This window comes from Duganella sp. Dugasp78 (genome assembly GCF_059491455.1).
On record NZ_CP168506.1, the window covers coordinates 6,714,779 to 6,734,671 of the forward strand.

General features: G+C 65.5%; 17 protein-coding genes and 1 pseudogene. 10 read left to right on the forward strand and 8 right to left on the reverse strand.

What is annotated here, in order from left to right; translation table 11 throughout:
- Positions 1-48: 48 nt before the first annotated feature.
- From trxB to ACEN9O_RS29810, 5 genes and pseudogenes are all read left to right on the forward strand, one after another.
- Complete coding sequence (gene trxB, locus ACEN9O_RS29790; RefSeq protein ID WP_495615385.1) at positions 49-1,002, forward strand: thioredoxin-disulfide reductase; 954 nt, start codon at positions 49-51, stop codon at positions 1,000-1,002.
- Positions 1,003-1,006: 4 nt separating this feature from the next.
- Positions 1,007-1,675 (forward strand): Smr/MutS family protein, encoded by a 669-nt coding sequence (locus tag ACEN9O_RS29795; protein WP_495615386.1) that lies wholly within the window; start codon positions 1,007-1,009, stop codon positions 1,673-1,675.
- Between the two features lie 133 nt (positions 1,676-1,808).
- Positions 1,809-2,447 carry a trimeric intracellular cation channel family protein gene (locus tag ACEN9O_RS29800; RefSeq protein ID WP_117009744.1) on the forward strand — a complete coding sequence of 213 codons (639 nt, stop codon included), beginning with the start codon at positions 1,809-1,811 and terminating at the stop codon, positions 2,445-2,447.
- Positions 2,448-3,898: 1,451 nt separating this feature from the next.
- Positions 3,899-4,638 (forward strand): annotated as a pseudogene (locus ACEN9O_RS29805) (formylglycine-generating enzyme family protein).
- Positions 4,639-4,687: 49 nt separating this feature from the next.
- Complete coding sequence (locus tag ACEN9O_RS29810; protein WP_495615387.1) at positions 4,688-5,140, forward strand: GNAT family N-acetyltransferase; 453 nt, start codon at positions 4,688-4,690, stop codon at positions 5,138-5,140.
- A 19-nt stretch (positions 5,141-5,159) separates the two neighbouring features.
- Here ACEN9O_RS29810 and ACEN9O_RS29815 read toward each other — a convergent pair whose 3' ends face one another.
- Both ACEN9O_RS29815 and ACEN9O_RS29820 read right to left on the reverse strand, forming a co-directional pair.
- Positions 5,160-5,498: a P-II family nitrogen regulator gene (locus ACEN9O_RS29815; RefSeq protein WP_495615388.1), complete on the reverse strand. Its 339-nt coding sequence runs from the start codon at positions 5,496-5,498 to the stop codon at positions 5,160-5,162.
- A 112-nt stretch (positions 5,499-5,610) separates the two neighbouring features.
- Positions 5,611-7,674, reverse strand: coding sequence for an NAD(+) synthase (locus ACEN9O_RS29820; RefSeq protein ID WP_495615389.1), 2,064 nt, complete (start codon positions 7,672-7,674; stop codon positions 5,611-5,613).
- 126 nt (positions 7,675-7,800) lie between these two features.
- Between ACEN9O_RS29820 and ACEN9O_RS29825 the strand changes: the two genes are divergently transcribed.
- A complete protein-coding gene (locus ACEN9O_RS29825; protein WP_495615390.1) occupies positions 7,801-8,928 on the forward strand; it encodes a GNAT family N-acetyltransferase in 1,128 nt (375 codons plus the stop codon).
- 24 nt (positions 8,929-8,952) lie between these two features.
- Here ACEN9O_RS29825 and ACEN9O_RS29830 read toward each other — a convergent pair whose 3' ends face one another.
- Positions 8,953-9,585, reverse strand: a complete 633-nt coding sequence (locus ACEN9O_RS29830) for an HdeD family acid-resistance protein (RefSeq protein ID WP_495615391.1) — start codon at positions 9,583-9,585, stop codon at positions 8,953-8,955.
- 169 nt (positions 9,586-9,754) lie between these two features.
- Between ACEN9O_RS29830 and ACEN9O_RS29835 the strand changes: the two genes are divergently transcribed.
- A complete protein-coding gene (locus tag ACEN9O_RS29835) occupies positions 9,755-10,345 on the forward strand; it encodes a Crp/Fnr family transcriptional regulator (RefSeq protein WP_495615392.1) in 591 nt (196 codons plus the stop codon).
- Between the two features lie 75 nt (positions 10,346-10,420).
- On the opposite strand, the gene ppa is transcribed toward ACEN9O_RS29835, so the two are convergent.
- Positions 10,421-10,963, reverse strand: a complete 543-nt coding sequence (gene ppa / locus ACEN9O_RS29840; RefSeq protein WP_020705915.1) for an inorganic diphosphatase — start codon at positions 10,961-10,963, stop codon at positions 10,421-10,423.
- Positions 10,964-11,158: 195 nt separating this feature from the next.
- Here ppa and ACEN9O_RS29845 point away from each other — a divergent pair, with 195 nt between their 5' ends.
- On the forward strand, positions 11,159-11,917 hold the full coding sequence (locus tag ACEN9O_RS29845) for a DUF899 domain-containing protein (RefSeq protein WP_495615393.1): 759 nt from the start codon (positions 11,159-11,161) through the stop codon (positions 11,915-11,917).
- Positions 11,918-11,933: 16 nt separating this feature from the next.
- Positions 11,934-12,173: a hypothetical protein gene (locus ACEN9O_RS29850; protein ID WP_495615394.1), complete on the forward strand. Its 240-nt coding sequence runs from the start codon at positions 11,934-11,936 to the stop codon at positions 12,171-12,173.
- A gap of 28 nt (positions 12,174-12,201) precedes the next feature.
- Here ACEN9O_RS29850 and ACEN9O_RS29855 read toward each other — a convergent pair whose 3' ends face one another.
- Genes ACEN9O_RS29855 through hemC form a run of 4 tightly spaced genes read right to left on the reverse strand, consistent with a single transcriptional unit; the run spans position 12,202 to position 16,391 of the window.
- Positions 12,202-13,398, reverse strand: a complete 1,197-nt coding sequence (locus ACEN9O_RS29855) for a heme biosynthesis protein HemY (RefSeq protein WP_495615395.1) — start codon at positions 13,396-13,398, stop codon at positions 12,202-12,204.
- Between the two features lie 2 nt (positions 13,399-13,400).
- Complete coding sequence (locus tag ACEN9O_RS29860) at positions 13,401-14,546, reverse strand: uroporphyrinogen-III C-methyltransferase (RefSeq protein WP_495615396.1); 1,146 nt, start codon at positions 14,544-14,546, stop codon at positions 13,401-13,403.
- Complete coding sequence (locus ACEN9O_RS29865; protein ID WP_495615397.1) at positions 14,543-15,346, reverse strand: uroporphyrinogen-III synthase; 804 nt, start codon at positions 15,344-15,346, stop codon at positions 14,543-14,545. Before ACEN9O_RS29865 ends, ACEN9O_RS29860 begins: the two co-directional genes overlap by 4 nt.
- A 7-nt stretch (positions 15,347-15,353) precedes the next feature.
- Positions 15,354-16,391: a hydroxymethylbilane synthase gene (hemC, locus tag ACEN9O_RS29870; protein WP_495615398.1), complete on the reverse strand. Its 1,038-nt coding sequence runs from the start codon at positions 16,389-16,391 to the stop codon at positions 15,354-15,356.
- A 148-nt stretch (positions 16,392-16,539) separates the two neighbouring features.
- Here hemC and ppc point away from each other — a divergent pair, with 148 nt between their 5' ends.
- On the forward strand, positions 16,540-19,356 hold the full coding sequence (gene ppc, locus ACEN9O_RS29875) for a phosphoenolpyruvate carboxylase (RefSeq protein WP_495615399.1): 2,817 nt from the start codon (positions 16,540-16,542) through the stop codon (positions 19,354-19,356).
- The last annotated feature ends 537 nt before the right edge of the window (positions 19,357-19,893 follow it).

Below are 19,893 nucleotides of genomic sequence, written 5' to 3' on the forward strand. Positions count from 1 at the left end.
AAAATTGCCCCCAAATTCGGATTAATCCAACATATTAAGAAGCCTTCCATGACCACACCTAAACACGCCCGTGTACTGATTCTTGGCTCCGGCCCAGCCGGCTACAGCGCCGCCATCTACGCCGCCCGCGCCAATCTGAAGCCGATGCTGGTCACCGGCGTCGAGCAAGGCGGCCAGTTGATGACCACCACCGACGTGGAAAACTGGCCGGCGGACCCGATGGGCGTGCAAGGCCCGGACCTGATGCAACGCTTCCTGCAGCACGCAGAACGTTTCAATACCGACATCGTGTTCGACCATATCCACACCGTCAAGCTGCAAGAGAAACCGATCCGCCTGATCGGCGACAGCCATGAGTACACCTGCGACACGCTGATCATCTCGACCGGCGCCTCGGCACAGTACCTGGGCCTGCCGTCGGAACAGGCCTTCATGGGCAAGGGCGTGTCCGCCTGCGCCACCTGCGACGGCTTCTTCTACCGTGGCCAGGAAGTGGCCGTGGTCGGCGGCGGCAACACCGCCGTCGAGGAAGCGCTGTACCTGTCCAACATCGCCACCAAGGTCACGCTGATCCACCGCCGCGACAAGTTCCGCGCCGAAGCCATCCTGATCGACCGCCTGAACGCCAAGGTCGCCGAGGGCAAGATCGTCATCAAGTACAACCACACGCTGCAGGAAGTGGTCGGCGACGACAGCGGCGTTACCGGCGTCAAGATCGCCTCGACTGAAAACGGCGCCGTCACCGACGTCACCGTGCACGGCCTGTTCATCGCCATCGGCCACAAGCCGAACACCGGCATCTTCGAAGGCCAGCTGGAAATGCACAACGGTTACATCAAGACCCGGACCGGCACCGAAGGCATGGCCACCGCCACCAGCGTGCCGGGCGTGTTCGCCGCCGGCGACGTGCAGGACCACATCTACCGCCAGGCCATCACCAGCGCCGGCACCGGCTGCATGGCCGCGCTGGATGCCCAGCGCTACCTCGAAGGCCAGGAGTAATACCGTGGGACTGAAAGACTTCGCCGATCTGAAATCGCTGGCCAAGCAGCTCAAGGAGCAGGCCGACACGCGCGCCGCCGCCGAGGCGGAACGCGTCAAGCGCGAGAAGGTGCAGGCAGCGGAAGCGAATATCTTCCAGTCCAGCGTGGGCGGCGTCAAGCGCATGCCGGTGTCGGACCGCTATGTGCCGCAGATGCCGAAGACGGCGTCCGTGGCCGCCGCGCCGGCGCGCAAGCTGACCCAGGCCGAGGACGACGCGGCCGTGCTGCGCGAGTCGCTGTCCGACCTGTTCGAGGTCGATCACTATCTGGAAGAGGATCCGGCGCTGAACTACGCCGCTCCCGGCGTCGGCCCGGATGTGGTGAAAAAGATGCGCAAGGGCCACTGGCCGGTGCAGGACGAGCTGGACCTGCACGGCCTGCGCCGCGACGATGCGCGCGACGCCATCGGCGAATTCCTGCGCAAGTCGGCCATGCGCAACCACCGCTGTGTGTGCGTGATCCATGGCCGCGGCTTCGGCTCCCGCAGCCAGGAGCCGGTGCTCAAGTCCATGGTGCACAGCTGGCTGGTGCAGAAGGAAGAAGTGGTGGCCTTCTGCCAGGCCCGCTCGTCCGAAGGCGGCGAAGGCGCGCTGATCGTGCTGCTGCGCGCCGCGCTGCGGCCGGTGCGCTGACCCCGCACTGCGCAAACCGCCGGGGTCAGACCCCGCACGGGGTCCGACCCCTCTGATGGTGGCGGGTTAAAAGTTACACGTAGTCTGTCTGCCATGTTAACCTACGAATATTGCAACCTTGTTCGTAGCCTACATGAAGCACGTCCCCGTTCCGCACGTTTCCCTGATCACAGTCATCGAAGTTGTCGCGATTCTGGTGGGTGCGTTTTCCGGCTTTGTTGAGGCGCGGCGCAAGCGCATGGACGTGGTGGGCGTGTTCACGGTGGCCTTCATCACCGCGTTCGGCGGCGGCACGCTGCGCGACATCCTGCTCGACCGCCGGCCGCTGTTCTGGGTGCTGCACCAGGAATACGCGATCCTGATCTTCATCCTGGCGCTGGTGGCCGCGCCGCTGATGCGCACGCTGCGCCAGATCCTGTCCGAACGTTTGATCGTGATCGCCGACGCCATCGGCCTCGGCCTGTTTGCCGTGGCCGGCGTATCGCAGGCGCAGGCCGCGCACATGCCGCTGTTCATCGCCTCGATGATGGGCGTGATCACCGGCATCTTCGGCGGCGTGCTGCGCGACATCGTCTGCAACGAAGTGCCGATGGTTTTCCGCGACGGCAAACCCTACGCCATCTGCGCCTTCTTCGGCTGCTGGATGTACATCGGCCTGCAATACACCGACGTCTCCGACGACTTCGCGCTGTGGGCCAGCGCGGCCTGCATCACCCTGCTGCGGCTGGTCACCTGGAAGTTCGAGCTGCACCTCCACTACCATAAGAATTGATGAAGATGATTCCAGCCGCGCTGGCGGCCTTTTTATCGGGCGCCATCGTCGCGCACGCAGCCGCGGCGGCGGTCGCGGTGGAGGTGCGCGGCAGCCAGCTGCTGGGCCCCGACCAGCAGGACCTCGGCGAAGTGGACTGGCTTGCCCGCCTCAACAATTGGAAGCGCGATCCCAACGGCAAGCACCCGGAATGGCTGGCCGCGATGCGCAGCTGGCGCAGCGGGCGTCTGGCCGGGATCCAATACGACGATGCGCAATACCGCCGCCCCGAGCTGCGCTGGACCCAACGCAATTTCGTGCAGCCGCAGGCGATGGTCGAGGACCGCTACCTGTACGACCCGGCCGCCGGGCGCTACACCGTCGACCGCTACCTGAACGACCTTGAGCGGCGCTACGGCGGCATCGACAGTGTGCTGCTGTGGCCGGTCTATCCCAACATCGGCGTCGACAACCGCAACCAGTGGGACATGGTGCGCGACCTGCCCGGCGGCATCGCCGGCGTGCGGCAGCTGATCCGGGATTTCCACGCGCGCGGCGTCAAGGTCTTCTTCCCGACCATGCCGTGGGATACCGGCTCGCGCGACGTCGGCACGACCATGCACCAGGCCACGGCGGCGCTGATGGCGGAGATCGGCGCGGACGGCATCAACGGCGACACCATGGACGGCCTGCCGCTGGCCTACCGCACCGCCGCCGACGCCACCGGCCATCCGCTCGCGCTGGAGCCGGAGCTCGCCTTCAAGGACGACGGCATGCTGGCCTACAACCAGCAGAGCTGGGGCTATTGGCCGACGTCGCTGGTGCCGCTGGTCAGCAAATGGAAGTGGATGGAGCCGCGCCACATGGTCCACGTGTGCGACCGCTGGGCCACCGACCGCACCAATATTTTGCAGGACGCCTTCTTCAACGGCGTTGGCATCGAAAGCTGGGAAAACGTCTGGGGCTGGTGGAACCAGTTCACCGCGCGCGACGGCGAGGCGATGCGCCGCATCGCCACCATCTACCGCGCCTTCCCCGATCACCTGGTCAGCGCCGGCTGGGTGCCGCATGTGCCGACGCTGCATTACGGCGTCTACGCCAGCGAGTTCCCGCTGGAGGGAAGCACGCTCTGGACCATCATCAACCGCACCGACTGGAGCGTGGACGAGCGCATCATGCGCGTAAAGCACCACCCCGGCCAGCGCTACTTCGATCTGTGGAACGGCAAGGAGATCAAGCCGGTGGTCAGCGATGGCTATGCCGAGCTGAGCATGCCGATGGAGGCGCACGGCTACGGCGCCGTGCTGCGCATCGATCGCGACGCGAACGTCGCCAATCTGGACGCCGCCCTGAAGCGGCTGGCGCGGCAGGCGGCCCGCCCCTTGCAGTCGTACTCCAGCGAGTGGAAGCCGCTGCCCCAGACCATGACACCGGTTGCAGCCACCTCGCCCGCCACCAGCCAGCCCGTAGGCATGGTCAGGATACCGGGAACGGTTTTCGACTTCCAGGTTCACGGCATAGAAATCGAAGGCGAAAACAAACCGGGGCTGGACGTGCAATATCCATGGGAGTCCAGCGCGCGGCGGGGCCATGTGCATAGCTTGGCGATCAAGCCGTTCTACATGGACAAGCACCCGGTGACCAACGCCCAGTTCAAGGCCTTCATCAGCGCCACGGCGTATCGCCCGAAGGACGAGCACAACTTCCTGAAGCACTGGGTCGATGGCAGCCCGAAAGCCGGCGACGAAAACCGCCCGGTGACCTGGGTGTCGCTGGAGGACGCGCGCGCCTACCTGCGCTGGGCGGGCAAGCGCCTGCCGAATGAATGGGAATGGCAGTATGCCGCGCAAGGCGGCGACGGCCGCCTGTACCCCTGGGGAACGCGTGGGATGCCGCCATGGTCCCCGCGCCCGCCAAGGGACGCGAACTGCCGGCGCCCGAGCCGGTCGGGCAACACCCGCAAGGCGCCAGTCCCTTCGGCGTCGAAGACATGATCGGCCACGTCTGGCAATGGACTAACGAGTTCGCCGACGAACATACCCGCGCGGCGATCCTGCGCGGTGGCAGCTACTACCAGCCGCAAGACTCGTACTGGTATTTCCCGCAAGCCTACAAGCTCAACGAACACGGAAAATACCTGCTCATGGCACCGTCGAAGGACCGCTCCGGCGGCATCGGGTTCCGGGGCGTCAAGGATGCGGCAGCAAAATAAACGGGCACACTGCCCTCAACAACTTTAACTTTTCACGAAAGAGAAACGCATGAGCACCATCAGCATCCGCCAGGCCGTGTTGGCCGACATCGAAGCCCTGTCCGTTTTATTTGACGGCTACCGCCAGTTCTACGGCCGCGAGAGCGACGTGGCGGCGGCCAAACAATTCCTTCTGGACCGTTTCGAGCATGGCGAATCGGTGCTGTTCATCGCCCACGACGGCGCCAACCCGATCGGCTTCACCCAGCTGTATCCGAGTTTTTCCAGCGTTTCGCTCGGACGGATTTTTGTCTTGAACGACTTGTTCGTCAACGAGGGCGGACGGCGCAAGGGCGTCGCCTCCGGGCTGCTGTCGGCATCGGCCAATTTCGCGCGCGCGGTGGGCGCCATCCGCCTCGGACTTTCCACCTCGCTCACCAACACGACGGCGCAGGCGCTGTATGAAGGCGAAGGCTGGGAACGCGACGACGACTTCTTCTACACCTACGCCATTCAGAAATAAGGCAAGTCGGCGGAGGAGATTAGACGGCTTCGGGGCCGGTCTCGCCGGTGCGGATGCGGATCACCTGCTCGACGTTCTGCACGAAGATCTTGCCGTCGCCGATCTTGCCGGTGCGGGCGGCCTTGATGATGGCGTCCACCACCTGCTCGGCCACGCCGTCGTCGACCACGACTTCGACTTTCACTTTCGGCAGGAAGTCGACCACGTACTCGGCGCCACGATACAGTTCGGTGTGGCCCTTCTGGCGGCCGAAGCCTTTGACTTCGGTAACCGTCAGGCCGGTGACGTTGACCTCAGCCAGTGCTTCACGCACCTCGTCCAATTTGAACGGCTTGATCACAGCGGTAATCTGTTTCATGACTTCTCCTTATTTTGTTTCAAACGAAAATCTGGTGCCGGGCGAACCGCGCGCGATTCTTTGTATTGTAATCGACGCGCCCACTCTGTCCATCAACGTATGCGAATACCTGTCAATTCGCTGCTTCCTGCACCGGAATGGAGCGTAATTCTTCCAGCCATACAACGCTTTGCGCATCGCTCGGCGCGCGCCAGTCGCCGCGTGGCGACAGCGAACCGCCGCTGCCCACTTTCGGTGCGTTCGGCACGCAGCTGCGCTTGAACTGGCTGGTGCGGAAGAAGCGGTCCAGGAAGATGCCCAGGTTCTTCTTGATCGCGCCCAGGCCGTACTGGTTGCGGGTGACGTGGTCGCCGTCCGGCCAGCGGCCTTTTTCCTTGTCCTGCCACGCGCTCAGCGACAGGAAGGCCACCTTGGACGGACGGAAGCCGAAGCGCAGCACGTAGTACAGGTTGAAGTCCTGCAGCTCGTACGGGCCGATGGTGCTTTCGGTGCGCTGCTCGGGCTGGCCGTCGGCCGTGCCGGGCACCAGCTCGGGGCTGATCTCGGTGGCGAGGATGTCGAGCAGCACCTGGGCGTCGTTGCGGCCGATCACGCCGGACTCGGCGACCCAGCGCACCAGGTGCGAGATCAGCGTCTTCGGCACGCTGGCGTTGACGTTGTAGTGCGACATATGGTCGCCCACGCCGTAGGTGCACCAGCCCAGCGCCAGCTCGCTCAGGTCGCCGGTGCCGCAAACGATGGCGTTGTGGTGGTTCGCCAGGCGGAACAGGTGGTTGGTGCGCTCGCCGGCCTGGACGTTTTCAAACGTGATGTCGTACTGCGCCTGCCCTTCCGAATACGGATGGTTCAGGTCCTTCAGCATCTGGATGCAGCTTGGGCGGATGTCGATTTCCTGCGCCGAGCAGCCGACCAGCTTCATCAGCGCATGCGCCTGCGTCAGCGTGCGTTCGCTGGTGGCGAAGCCGGGCATCGTGTAGGCCAGGATGTTGGTGCGCGGTAGTTTCAGCTTGTCCATCACGCGCGCGCAGACCAACAGCGCGTGGGTCGAGTCGAGGCCGCCGGAGATGCCGATGACGATCTTCTTGATGTTGCTGGAGGTGAGACGCTGCGCCAGCGCCTGCACCTGGATGTTGTAGACCTCATTGCAGCGCTCGTCGCGGCGGCGCGCGTCGGACGGCACGTAGGGGAAGCGCTCGATGCAGCGCTTGAGCGCCAGCGGTTCCTCGCGGCCGATCTCCAGTTCGAAGAACACGGTACGGAACTTGTTCACTTCGGCCGCGTGGCGCTGCACCGATTGCGCGAAGGTGTTCATGCGCATGCGCTCGCGCGACAGGCGTTCGAGGTCGATGTCGGCAAAGGTCAGCGTGGCTTCGTCGCAGAAGCGCTTGGACTCGGCCAGCATTTCGCCGTTCTCGCAGATCACGCCCTGCCCGTCCCACGCCAGGTCGGTGGTCGATTCGCCGGTGCCTGCCGAGGTGTACAGGTAGGCCGAGATGCAGCGCGCCGATTGCTGCGACACCAGCTGGTTGCGGTAGCCGGCCTTGCCCACCAGCGCGTTCGAGGCCGACAGGTTGACCAGCACCGTGGCGCCGGCCAGCGCGGCGAACGACGACGGCGGAATCGGCACCCACACGTCTTCGCAGATCTCGACGTGGAATTTGAACAGCGGCATGTCGGCCACCTCGAACAGCAGGCCGGAGCCGAACTGCACGCGCTCGCCCAGCAGGTCGATCTCGGTGGCGACCGCGTAGTCGCCGCTGCTGAACTGGCGCACGTCGTAGAACTCGCCGTAGTTGGGCAGGTAGCTCTTCGGCACCACGCCCTGGATCTGGCCGTTGGCGATCACCACCGCGCAGTTGTACAGCTGGTGCTCGACGCGCAGCGGCACGCCAACCACCAGCGCCATCTTCCATTGCTGCGAGGCGACGATGATGCTGTCGAGCGCGTCCAGGCAGCCGTCCAGCAAGGCGCGCTGGTGGAACAGGTCGTCGCAGGTGTAGGCCGACAGGCCCAGCTCAGGAAACGCCACCAGCGCCGCGCCTTGCGCGGCGGCCTGTTCGGCCAACGCGATGGTCTGGAGGGCGTTGTAGGCGGGGTCGGCGATGCGGCACACCGGCGCGGCGATGGCGACGCGGGCGAAATCGTGGGTGTACAGGTTCAGGAAATTCGAGGTCATGTGGTGTCTTTCTCGAGCACAAGGACATGCAAAATCGAATTATCGCACGGGGACAGCCGTGCCGCAGCCAACAGACCGGCGTCAGATAGGCTAGACTTGCGCCAACATCAAAGGCCGGAGGCAGGCGTGTCAGAAGCAGTATTTACCCTCATCGACTCACTGGACGGCGTGGACCCGGCGCAATGGCAGGCGCTGGCCGGCGACAATCCGACGCTCAGCCACAGTTTCCTGCACGCGCTGCACGAGACCGGCTGCGCCTCGCCCGACACCGGCTGGAGCCCGCGCTACCTGGTGCTGCACCGCGACGGCGTGCTGGCCGGCGCCATGCCGCTCTACCTGAAGGATCACAGCCGGGGCGAATATGTGTTCGACCACGCCTGGGCCGACGCCTTCCATCGCAACGGCATCGATTACTACCCCAAGCTGCTATCGGCGGTGCCGTTCACGCCGGTGACCGGCAGCCGCCTGCTGGCCCGCACGCAGGAGGACCGCCAGCTGCTGGCGCGCGCCGCCCTGCAGGTGGCGCGCCAGCTGGGCACCTCGTCGCTGCACGTCCTGTTCCCCGACGGGCAAGACAAGCAGGCGCTGGCCGAAGCCGGCTACATGCTGCGCGAAGGCGTGCAATTCCATTGGGATAATCCCGGCTATGCGGACTTCGAGGCCTTCCTGTCCAGCATGAAGATGGACAAGCGCAAGAAGATCCGCCAGGACCGGCGCCGCGTGCTGGACGCGGGCATCCACTTCGAGCACCTGGCCGGCGGGCAGATCACCGCCGAGGTGCTGGGCTTCTTCTACAGCTGCTACGTGTCGACCTACCACGCGCACTATTCCAAGCCGTACCTGTCGCTGGCCTTCTTCGAACGCATCCTGCGCGAGACGCCGGACAGCATGATGATGGTGCTGGCCAAACGCGGCGACGCGCCGGTGGCGGCCGCGCTGAACCTGGTGGGCGGCGGCATCATGTACGGCCGTTACTGGGGCACGCTGGAATTCGTCTCCGGCCTGCACTTCGAGACCTGCTACGTGCAGTCGATCGACTACTGCATCCGCCACGGTATCGCCCGCTTCGAAGGCGGCGCCCAGGGCGTGCACAAGATGTCGCGCGGGCTGGTGCCGACGCCGACCTGGTCCGCCCACTGGGTGGCCGATCCGCGCTTCGCCGGCGCCATCGCCGATTTCCTGCGCGAAGAAACCGCCGCCATGAACGACTACATCGACGAGCTGGCCGAGCACGTGCCGTTCAAGGCCGGCTGACGCGAGGCCGGCTGACGGCGCGCGTCAGTGCTGGCCTGCCGGCGTCATGCGCCGCTCGGCCACGCGCCGCTCGGTACGGAGATCCGGAGGCGTCTTTGCGGGCAGAGGTGCATAGGCGCGATAAGCGAGCACCAGATACAGCACGCCCGCCACGATGGCATACGCGCCGACCAGCCAGACCAGCGCCAGCACCCCCATGTTCGGCAAGGTCACCAGCACGGTGCCGAACATGACCGACACCAGGCCGCCGGCCAGCAGCAGCCAGCCGCCGCCGCGCAGATGGCCGCGCAGGCGCACCGCCAGGATGACATCGAGCACCCCGCTGATCATCGCATTGACGCCGATGACAATCACCAGCACCAGCGCCGCCAGCAGCGGCCGCATGACGGCCAGCACGCCGGCGGCGACGCTCACCAGCCCCAGCACCAGCAACAGCCACCAGTCGAACGCATGCGACCCGGTGGCGTGACGCCGGTTGCGCACCGTGCCGGTCAGGTAGACCACGCCGGCCAGCAGCGCGTAGACGGCGAAGATCGCCACCAGGCTCAGCACGGTCGGCCCCGGCATCGCCAGCGCCAGCGCGCCAAACAGCAGCAACAGCACGCCCCGCAGCGCCAGCATCCACCAGCTGCGCAATACCATCGGCCTCGCATCCATGCTCACCTCCCCTCGTAAACGGTCGCTCACCGGTGTCAGACCGGCGTGGTGGGCAAAGGGTTCCGCGAAATCGAGGTAAAATGGTAGCGTTACCTACTATCAGGAACATGGCAAGCCAAGCATGAATGCAGATTTTATAAGACAGCGTGAGCGGTTCAAGGCCGCCACGATGAAACGCATCGACGTCAGCGATGAATCCTACAGCAATGTCACCGAATTATTGGCAGCCATCGCCAAGCCATTCCACGTCCGCAAAGGAGAATACCTGCAGCGCGCCGGCGTGCCGGCCACGCAGGTGCACTGGATCAGCAGCGGCGTGGTGCGCAGCGGCTTCTTCAACCGCGACGGCATCGAGGTGACCTTGCGCTTCTACCGCGAGGGCGAATCGGCCACCACGCTGACCGACCTGATCAGCGGTGAAACCAGCCAGCCGGCGGTGCAGTTCCTGATCGCGGAAACGCCGATCCATGGCTTCACGCTGGACTGGAAGCATTCCTGCGAACTGCGCGCGCAGCACGAGGTGATGCAGCATTACCATCTGAATATCGCCATGCACGGCCTGCAGACGCTGGCGCAGCGCGCCTACACCAATGGCGAAACCTCGGCCCAGGAGCGGCTGGCGGCGTTCCGCGAAGAGTATCCGGGGCTGGAGGCGCGCATCTCGCAGCGCGCGATCGCGTCCTACCTGGGCATCACGCCGCAGTACATGTCGCGCCTGCGGCGCGAGGCCGAAGCGGCCAGCGGCGCGCCGCGCGGATAAAAAAAACCCCGTGTGGCCGCGCGACGATCTTGAGCGTCGCACGGCCACACGGGGCTCTCTGACGGGCAGCGTGAATTACGCGATGCCGTTTTCCTTCTTGTAGGCGGCGACGCCGCTCAGGATCTCGGCCTTGGCTTCGTCCGGACCGTACCAGCCGTCGATCTTGACCCATTTGCCTTTTTCCAGGTCCTTGTAGTGCTCGAAGAAGTGCTGGATCTGGCGCAGGCGCAGTTCGTTCAGGTCTTCCGGCTTCTGCCAGTGGCTGTAGATCGACAGTACTTTGTCGACCGGCACGGCCAGCACTTTGGCGTCTTCACCGGCTTCGTCGGTCATCTTCAGCACGCCGACAGGACGGCAGCGCACCACCACGCCCGGGATCAGCGGGAACGGGGTGATCACCAGCACATCGACCGGGTCGCCGTCGGCCGACAGGGTGTTCGGCACGTAGCCGTAGTTGCACGGGTAGTGCATGGCGGTGCCCATGAAACGATCGACGAAGATCGCGCCCGATTCCTTGTCGACTTCATACTTGATCGGATCGGCGTTCATCGGGATTTCGATGATGACGTTGAAATCGTTCGGCAGATCGCGGCCGGAAGATACTTTATTCAAGCTCATGGGGGTTTCCTCGTAAGTGCTGGCAAATGTTTAACCGCGTAATTATAGCGAACTACAGCCCGCTTGTGCGGCGCAGCACTGCAAAACCGCCTCGCCCCGATGGTTTCACGACAATCTTGTTACTCCCTGCCGCGCCGCCAACGGCATACAGTTGTCCTGCAGCGCCGATCCGAGGCGCTTCTACAGGAGGCAACCATGACCACTACCGAAACCTTGCACCACTCCGTCGTCTCGCCGGCCGAATGGCTGCGACGACGCCAGACCTTGCTGGCGCGCGAGAAGGAATTGACGCACCTGCACGACCAGGTGGCCCGCGAACGCCGGGCGCTGCCCTGGGTGCGCGTTGAAAAAAACTATGTGTTCGACACGCCGCAGGGCAAGCGCACGCTGGCCGACCTGTTCGAAGGCCGGCGCCAGCTGGTGGTGCAGCACTTCATGTTCACGCCCGGCGCCGAACAGGGATGCGCCCACTGTTCCTACATGGCGGACCACACCGACGGCGCCCTCGCCCACCTGACGCAGCGCGACGTGACGTTCGTCGCCATCTCGCGCGCGGCGCTGGGCGACATCGAGCGCTTCCGCCATCGCATGGGCTGGCACTTCAACTGGGTATCGTCGGGGGACGGCGATTTCAACTACGACTTTCACGTCAGCTTCCGGCCCGAGGAGCTGGCCAGCGGCGAAGTCAATTACAACTACCAGCGCCAGCCCATAAAAAACCCCGACATGCCCGGCGTGAGCGTGTTCTACAAGGATGACGACGGCGTGGTCTACCACAGCTATTCGACCTACGGCCGTGGCGTGGAGGTGATGATGCACACCTATAATTTCCTCGACCTGACCCCGCTGGGCCGCCACGAGGAAGATCTGCCCTATTCGATGGCATGGGTGCGCCATCACGACCGTTACGCGGCCGCGCCGGCTGCGGCCGCGTGCTGTCATGCGGCGGCATGACCAGGCGCTACGGGCCATGGCGCCCATCGCGGCCGGCCACGTCGCCTCGGCCGCCCTGATGGCTGCCGTGCACGGCGCCGGCCTGATGCTGGCGCCGATGCTGGTGCCGCTGTGCAGCAGCGACGGCACCGTGCGCGAGGTGGCCGTGGCGGGCTCGCAGACGCTGCTGCTGGCGGCGTCCGGCACGCACGCGGCGGCGATGCTGGGCATGACCGCCGCCGTCAACGCGCTGCTGAAACGGTTCTACACGCCGTAAAAAAACCCGTCGCGAGGACGGGTTCTTTTTACAAGATGGTGGCCAGCGCGCACTGGCGGTAGTGGTTGGCCGCCTCTTCCGGCTGGGCCAGCGCTTCGTGCAGCTGCGCCAGCTTCAGGTGGGATTCGCGCACCATGCGCGGGTCGGCGGCGTCGGACAGGGCCTGCTCCAGGTAGCGCTGCGCCTTGCCCCACAATTTCTGCTTCAGGCACAGCGAACCCAGCGTCAGCGCCAGTTCGGCGTCGGTCGGACGGCTGTGTATCCAGGTTTCGCAGTGCTCGATCTGCATCAGCAAGGCCGCCGAACCGGCCGGCGCCGCCGCTTCGCGGTAGGCCCGCACCACGCGGTCGTCCCAGTCGGCGGCCAGCGATTCTTCCGCCACCAGGCGCGCCTCGTCGTGCAGCCCGCGCGCGTTGAGCGCGGTGGCGGCGCGGCAGGCCACGTAAGGCTTGATGCGGTCAGCGCCCGGCACGGTCGCCCACACCCGTTGCAGCGATTCCGCATCGTGGCTGCTGTCGGACAGCATGTCGTCATAGGCCAGCTCGCGCAGGCGCGACGACAGCGCCGGATGCAGCGCGCGGTGCTTGTCCAGCGAGCGCACCAGGCGCAGCACTTCCGGCCAGTTCTTGGCCTGCTGCTGCGCCTTCAACGACCATTGCAGCGCGTGGATGTGGCGGGTGCCGCTGGCGTTGAGCTCCTGCACCGCCGCCAGCGCCTGCTCCGGCTGATGGTCGTCGACCAGCAGTTCGGTCATCGTCATCAGGCGCGCGGTCTTCATTGCGTTGTCGTCGCTGAGCTTGGCCAGCCAGTTGTCGCGGCGCGCGCCCTGGCGCATGCGGTGCGCGGCGCGGGCGCCGATCAGCGCGGCCACGCCGGCGTTTTCCGGCAGTTCCGAGGCGCGCATCGCAGCCTTTTCTGCATGGCCGAAGCGGCCTTCAAACAAGGCCTTCAGCGCTTCGCGCAGGCCCTTGTTGCCGTCACGCTCGCGCTTGCGCTGGCGGTAGGCCGCCACCTTGCCCGGCATCTTGACCGTGGCGCGGAAGGCGCGGATCACGACATACAGGAAGGCGAACAGCGCCACTTCCAGCACCACGAAGAAATTCAGCGACAGGTCGATCCGGTGCGGCGGGTAGAACAGCACCACATTGCCCGGATTGAAACGCGCCGTCACGGCGATGCCGATGGCCGCAGCCATCAAAGCGACTATCCAGAGAAATAAACGCATGACTATGGCTTCGCTTTGTAGTTGCGCACAGCGTTCAGGCTGTCCGACAGGGTCGGCATTTCAATCGCCAGATTGCTGCTTTGAACCTGACGCAGCAGCATCTGCACGGTCTGCGTCGATTTGGCGCGGACATCGAAATACTTGACCAGCGCTTCCTGCGCAGCGATCAGGTCGGCGCGGAAGGCCGCCTCGTTGCGCGACAACAGCGCCATGCGCGCGTTCAGCAGGCGCAGTTTGAGGTTCTCGCGCAGGAAGTAAGCCTGGGTCGGCGACAGCATCAGCGCGTCCGGCGTGGTCACGGTGCGCACGCGGATCAGCTGGCGCACGTCGGTCCACATCTCGCTGCTCCAGCCGTTCCAGGCGTCCTGCACGGTTTGCAGCCACGGGCTGGTCTGCTCGACCGGCTCAGGCTTGCCGCCCTTGCCCACGGCCGGCTTGGCCTTGGCCTTCTTTTCCGGCGGCGCCGGCAGCGTCGGCGTTTCGTCCGCCAGCATCGGCAGCGTGTCGACCTGCGCGATCACGTTGTCCAGGCGCAGCGCCATGCCCACCGAGTCGACGCTCGGCAGGGCTTTCAGCTTTTCCGTGTCCTTGGCGATGGCGCGGCGGATGGTGATGAATTGCGGCTTGTCCGAGCGCGACAGGCTGCGGTCGGCATTCTGCAGGGCGATCAGCGCGCCCGGCACGTTGCCGGCCAGTTGCAGCTGCTGGCTGGCGGTCGACAGCACTTGTTCGATCTCGGTCAGCGCCCACTCGTCGCGGTTCTTGGACAGGTCCTGGTACAGCTGCTCCAGCGCCAGTTGCTGGCTCTGCGCTTCCTGCTGCTTGTTTTCCAACAGCGCGACCTTGCCTTGCAGCTCCTTGCTGGTCTCCTGCACGGCGCGCGCCAGGGTGCCGGTTTCGGCGTTGCTGGCATCGCCCTTTTGCAGGCGGCGCGCCATTTCCTCGCGCAGGTTGCGCACCTGGTTGTGCGCCGACCAGGTTTGACCGGCCAATAAAATGGCCAGCACGACGATGCCGACCAGCAGCATCTGCGGCTGTTGCACGGTTTCAAGCAGGCTCGGTTCAGGCTGCGGCGGCGCCGCAGGCGGAGTCTCGGCGGCGGCGCCGGCGGAGACGACAGGATCGGGTAAGGTAGGCAAATCGTTCATAGGCGTGATTGTAACGCGGCCAGCAGGCGTTCGTCGCCTGATCCTGTGAGCGTCAGTCGGGAAAAGCCCAAATTGTTTGCCGTTTCGGCAATCCGGGCATGCGGAATGATCAAATGCTGCTGTTGCATCGCCACAACAGCATTCTGCTGCGTTGCATCAGGGTGTTCCGCGTCCAGCTGCGCCAGCAGCGCGCACAGGCCGCGCAGCGCTTCGGAGCTGGTGATGATCCAGTCGTTTTGCTGCGCCAGCAAACGGCGCACGGTGGCCGCCAGCTGCGGCGTCAGGCGCGGCACCGAGCGGCGGTAGGCCGGCACCACGTCGACCACGGCGCCGGCCGCGCGCAAGCCGTCGGCCATCAGCTCGCGGCCGCTTTCGCCGCGCACGATCAGCACCGGCTGGCCGCGCAGCGCGGCCAGGTCCAGCGTTTGCAGCAGGTGTTCGGAATCGCTGTGGGCGCTGTCGGCCGGGCTGACGATGTCGACCGTCTCCGGCGTCACGCCGTGCGCGGCCAGGGCGGCGCGGCTGCCCTCCCCCAGCACCGCCAGCTGGACGCCGGCCGGCCAGTGTTGAATATGGGCGAAGGCGGCGTCGATGGCGTTGGGCGAGACGAAGGCCACCAGCTTGTAGCCCGGCTGCGGCGCGCACAGCCGCGCCAGCGCGGCCAGCAAGGCGGCCGGATCGGGCAAGGCTTCGATTTCCAGCAGCGGCAACAGTTCCACCTGACGGCCCAGCGCGGTAACGCGGGCCGCCAACGGCAGGGCTTGCGCCAGCGGACGGGTGATGACGACGGCGCCGGTCATCCGCTGGTCAGGTGCCGGAGGACGGCGCGGAGGACGGCGCACCGTCGGCCAGCGTGGCCGAGCGGGCGTCGGCCTCGGCCTGCGCGGCTTCGCTCAGGCAGGACGCCAGGATGTCGACCGCGTCCTGCGCGCGCAGCAGGTCGGCGACCTGCTGGCCCAGCGCCTCCGGGTCGGCGGCCGCGCCGCGCACCTCGGCGCTGGCCATGCGGGCGCCGTCCGGCGTGGCCACCATGGCGCGCAGGTGCATCTGGCCATCGGCCACCGTGGCGAAGGCCGCCAGCGGCACCTGGCAGCTGCCGCCGAAGACCTTGGACACCTTGCGCTCGGCCGTGACGGCCTGGGCGGTGGCCTCATGGTTCAGCGGCGCCAGCAGCGCCATCAGGTCGACACCATCGGCGCGCTCGGCAATCTCGATCGCCATCGCGCCCTGGCCGGCGGCCGGCAGGCTGGACGCCGGGTCCAGCAGCGCGCGGATGCGCTGCGGCAGGCCCAGGCGCTTGAGGCCGGCGGCGGCCAGGATGATGGCCGCGTAGTCGCCGCGGTCGAGCTTGCCCAGGCGGGTGTCGAGGTTGCCGCGCAAGGGCTTGATCACCAGCTGCGGGTAACGCGCCGCGATCAGGGCCTGGCGGCGCAGGCTGCTGGTGCCGACCACGGCGCCGGCCGGCAGCTCGTCCAGCGAGGCGTAATCGTTGGAGACGAAGGCGTCGCGCGGGTCTTCGCGCTCCAGCACGGCGGCCAGGGCGAATCCTTCCGGCAACTCCATCGGCACGTCCTTGAGCGAGTGCACGGCCAGGTCGGCGCGGCCTTCGGCCATGGCGACCTCAAGCTCCTTGACAAACAGGCCCTTGCCACCCACCTTGGACAGGGTGCGATCAAGAATTTGATCGCCTTTTGTCGATATTCCTACAATTTTAATATCGCACTGAGGATATAATAATGCCAAACGCGCCCGCACATGCTCGGCCTGCCACATGGCAAGCCGACTTTCACGCGACGCGATCACCAAGGTGGACGGAGGATTTTGTAGTAATTCCGATATTTTCAAAACCAGTTCTTTCGCTGTAGCGGGCGCTAACCGGCGCAGGCCAGTCACACGCGCGTGTTTAAGATCACAAATTTTATCACGCTCACCTTCTTGCAGAACCGGGCCACAAGCCTTTGCACCGACATTTCACATCTTTGCGGCTTATCTCATGGCAAACCAATCTAGTGCAACGAACGATCAAACGGCTGAACAACCTGGCGCAGACAAAGACGCGCCACTTAAAGAAGACATCCGCCTGCTAGGCCGCCTGCTGGGCGACGTGCTGCGCGACCAGGAGGGCGAGGAAGTCTACGCCGTGGTCGAGACCATCCGGCAGACGGCCGTGCGCTTCCGGCGCGAGGCCGACGCCGGCGCCGCCAAGGAACTGGACGGCATGCTGAAGATCCTCACGCGCGAGCAGACCATTTCCGTGGTGCGGGCGTTCTCCTACTTCTCGCACCTGGCCAATATCGCGGAAGACCAGCACCACATCCGCCGCCGCCGCGCCCACCTGCTGGCCGGCTCCAGGCCGCAGCAGGGCAGCGTCAACTTCGCCCTGTGCAAGCTCAAGGAAGCCGGCGTCGGCCAGGAAACCGTGAGCACCTTCTTCCAGGAAGCGCTGATCGCCCCTGTGCTGACGGCCCACCCGACCGAAGTGCAGCGCAAATCGATACTTGATGCGGAACACGACATCGCCCGCCTGCTGGCCGAGCGCGACCTGCCGCTGACGCCGAAGGAGCACGCCGCCAATATGCACCTGCTGCGCGCCCGCATCGCCACGCTGTGGCAGACCCGCATGCTGCGCTATTCCAAGCTGACCGTGGCCGACGAGATCGAAAACGCCCTGTCCTACTACCGCATCACCTTCCTGCGCGAGCTGCCGGGCCTGTACGACGACATCGAGTCCGACATCGCCGCCCACTATGGCGAAGCGAAAACCATCACCGCGCCCTACGTGCAGATGGGCAGCTGGATCGGCGGCGACCGCGACGGCAACCCCAACGTCAACGGCGGCACCATGGAGCACGCGCTGACGCGCCAGGCCACCACCATCCTCGACTTCTACCTGGAGGAAGCCCACACGCTGGGCGCCGAACTGTCGGTGTCGACGCTGATGATCGCCTGCAGCCCGCAACTGCAGGCGCTGGCCGACCAGTCGCCCGACACCTCCGACCACCGCGCCGACGAGCCCTACCGCCGCGCCCTGATCGGCATCTACGCCCGCCTGGCCAGCACCGCCCGCGCGCTGGGCGCGACCAACATCCTGCGCAAGGAAGTGGGCCACGCCGAGCCGTACGCCACGGCGGCCGAGTTCTCGGCCGACCTGCAGGTGCTGGTCGACTCGCTCAACGCCAACCACGGCGCCGTGCTGGTGCAGCCGCGCCTGTCGACCTTGAAGCGTGCGGCCGACATCTTCGGCTTCCACCTGGCCTCGCTGGACATGCGCCAATCGTCGGACATCCACGAGCGCGTGCTGGCCGAACTGTTCGCCAAGGCCGGCGGCCAGCCGGACTACGCCTCGCTGGACGAGGACGCCAAGGTGCAGCTGCTGCTGAGCGAGCTGTCGCAGCCTCGCCTGCTGTACTCGCCGTACATCGCCTACTCCGCCGAGACCGACTCCGAGCTGGGCGTGCTGCGCGCGGCGCGCCAGATCCGCGCGCTGTACGGCGCGCGCGCCATCCGCAACTACATCATCTCGCACACCGAGACCGTGTCCGACCTGCTGGAAGTGCTGCTGCTGCAAAAGGAAATGGGCCTGCTGCGCATCGCAGAACAGGAACTGGACCTGATGGTGATCCCGCTGTTCGAAACCATCCCCGACCTGCAACGCGCGGCCGGCATCATGGAAGCGGTGATGGCGATCCCGCTGGTCAAGGCGCTGATCGCCAAGCAGGGCCAGATCCAGGAAGTCATGCTGGGCTATTCGGACTCCAACAAGGACGGCGGCTTCCTGACCTCCAACTGGGAGCTGTACAAGGCCGAGACCCACCTGGTCACCGTGTTTGAAAAGGCCGGCGTCAAGCTGCGCCTGTTCCACGGCCGCGGCGGCACGGTAGGCCGCGGCGGCGGTCCGTCGTACGAGGCCATCCTGGCGCAGCCGCACGGCACCGTCAACGGCCAGATCCGCCTGACCGAGCAGGGCGAGATCATCGCCTCCAAGTTCTCCAACAAGGACATCGGCCGCCGCAACCTGGAGCTGCTGGTGGCCGCCACGCTGGAGGCCAGCCTGATGCCGCAGTCGGCCGACGGCGCCCACCTGACCCAGCTGCGCCAGTTCGAAGCCGTAATGGCCGAGATCTCCGACCGCGCCTACAAGGCCTACCGCAACCTGGTCTATGAAACCCCGGGCTTCACCGACTACTTCTTCGCCGCCACGCCGATCGCCGAGATCGCCGAGCTGAACCTCGGTTCGCGCCCGGCCTCGCGCAAGTCGACCAAGCGCATCGAAGACCTGCGGGCGATTCCATGGGGCTTCTCGTGGGGCCAGTGCCGCCTGCTGCTGCCGGGCTGGTACGGCTTCGGCAGCGCCATCGGCGCCTGGATCGCGGACGGCAAGCCGGCCGAACGTCTGGCCCAGCTGCAGGCGATGTTCCAGCAATGGCCGTTCTTCGCCACCCTGCTGTCGAATATGGACATGGTGCTGGCCAAGACCGACCTGGCAATCGCTTCCCGCTACGCCGAGCTGGTGCAGGACAAGGAACTGCGCGGACGCATCTTCAAGCGCATCACCGACGAGCATGCCAACACGCTGGCCATCCTGCAAAGCATCACCGGCGCCACCGAACGGCTGGCCGGCAACCCGCTGCTGGCGCGTTCGATCCAGAACCGCTTTGCCTACCTCGATCCGCTGAACCACTTGCAAGTGGAGCTGATCAAGCGCCACCGCGCGCTGTCGAGCGAACCGGGCAAGGCCGACGAGCGGGTCCATCGCGGCATCCACCTGTCGATCAACGGCGTCGCCGCCGGCCTGCGCAACACCGGCTAAACCGTCGCGCCCCACACCACGCCCCGCACCGCAAGGTCCGGGGCGTTATTTTTTTCAGGTCCGCGCGCCTTTTGTTAAAAAACGGAAAAAAGCCTACCGCCCGTCACAAACCTGCCAAATAGCGATGGTTTTCAGCGCCGCATTATTTGTGATCCTTGGAGAAAAGTGTATGGATTTTCAGACACACCGTACAAAAATCCCCGAGCAAGCGGAACATTTCAGTAGAATTAAACGCATCTGATCGAAGAATCAAAATAGTATAAATAATATCCCCGCAGGCGCCAGAAGCGCCGCGCGGAGCGGAACGGCAAAATCTGACCCGGAGAGTTCACATGAAGTCGAGTACCCGTAGCCTGCTGCATCCGTCCTGCCTTCCCCTGTCACCTCAAGCGCTCTTGCCCTAGAGCCCGACACCTCCCGAATTCATCTCCCCGGCACTGGCCGGGGCTTAGATTTCACGCATGCCGCATGGCATGCGTTGGAAGCGTGCGCGCCGCGCCTGGCTGCAGACATGCGTGGCGCCGCATACAACAAGTC

Coding starts and splice junctions, on each gene's coding strand:
- trxB (WP_495615385.1), top strand. CDS start 49: ATGACCACACCTAAACACGCCCGTGTACTGATTCTTGGCTCCGGCCCA.
- ACEN9O_RS29800 (WP_117009744.1), top strand. CDS start 1,809: ATGAAGCACGTCCCCGTTCCGCACGTTTCCCTGATCACAGTCATCGAA.
- ACEN9O_RS29810 (WP_495615387.1), top strand. CDS start 4,688: ATGAGCACCATCAGCATCCGCCAGGCCGTGTTGGCCGACATCGAAGCC.
- ACEN9O_RS29815 (WP_495615388.1), bottom strand. CDS start 5,498: ATGAAACAGATTACCGCTGTGATCAAGCCGTTCAAATTGGACGAGGTG.
- ACEN9O_RS29820 (WP_495615389.1), bottom strand. CDS start 7,674: ATGACCTCGAATTTCCTGAACCTGTACACCCACGATTTCGCCCGCGTC.
- ACEN9O_RS29830 (WP_495615391.1), bottom strand. CDS start 9,585: ATGGATGCGAGGCCGATGGTATTGCGCAGCTGGTGGATGCTGGCGCTG.
- ACEN9O_RS29835 (WP_495615392.1), top strand. CDS start 9,755: ATGAAACGCATCGACGTCAGCGATGAATCCTACAGCAATGTCACCGAA.
- ppa (WP_020705915.1), bottom strand. CDS start 10,963: ATGAGCTTGAATAAAGTATCTTCCGGCCGCGATCTGCCGAACGATTTC.
- ACEN9O_RS29845 (WP_495615393.1), top strand. CDS start 11,159: ATGACCACTACCGAAACCTTGCACCACTCCGTCGTCTCGCCGGCCGAA.
- ACEN9O_RS29850 (WP_495615394.1), top strand. CDS start 11,934: ATGGCGCCCATCGCGGCCGGCCACGTCGCCTCGGCCGCCCTGATGGCT.
- ACEN9O_RS29855 (WP_495615395.1), bottom strand. CDS start 13,398: ATGCGTTTATTTCTCTGGATAGTCGCTTTGATGGCTGCGGCCATCGGC.
- ACEN9O_RS29860 (WP_495615396.1), bottom strand. CDS start 14,546: ATGAACGATTTGCCTACCTTACCCGATCCTGTCGTCTCCGCCGGCGCC.
- ACEN9O_RS29865 (WP_495615397.1), bottom strand. CDS start 15,346: ATGACCGGCGCCGTCGTCATCACCCGTCCGCTGGCGCAAGCCCTGCCG.
- ppc (WP_495615399.1), top strand. CDS start 16,540: ATGGCAAACCAATCTAGTGCAACGAACGATCAAACGGCTGAACAACCT.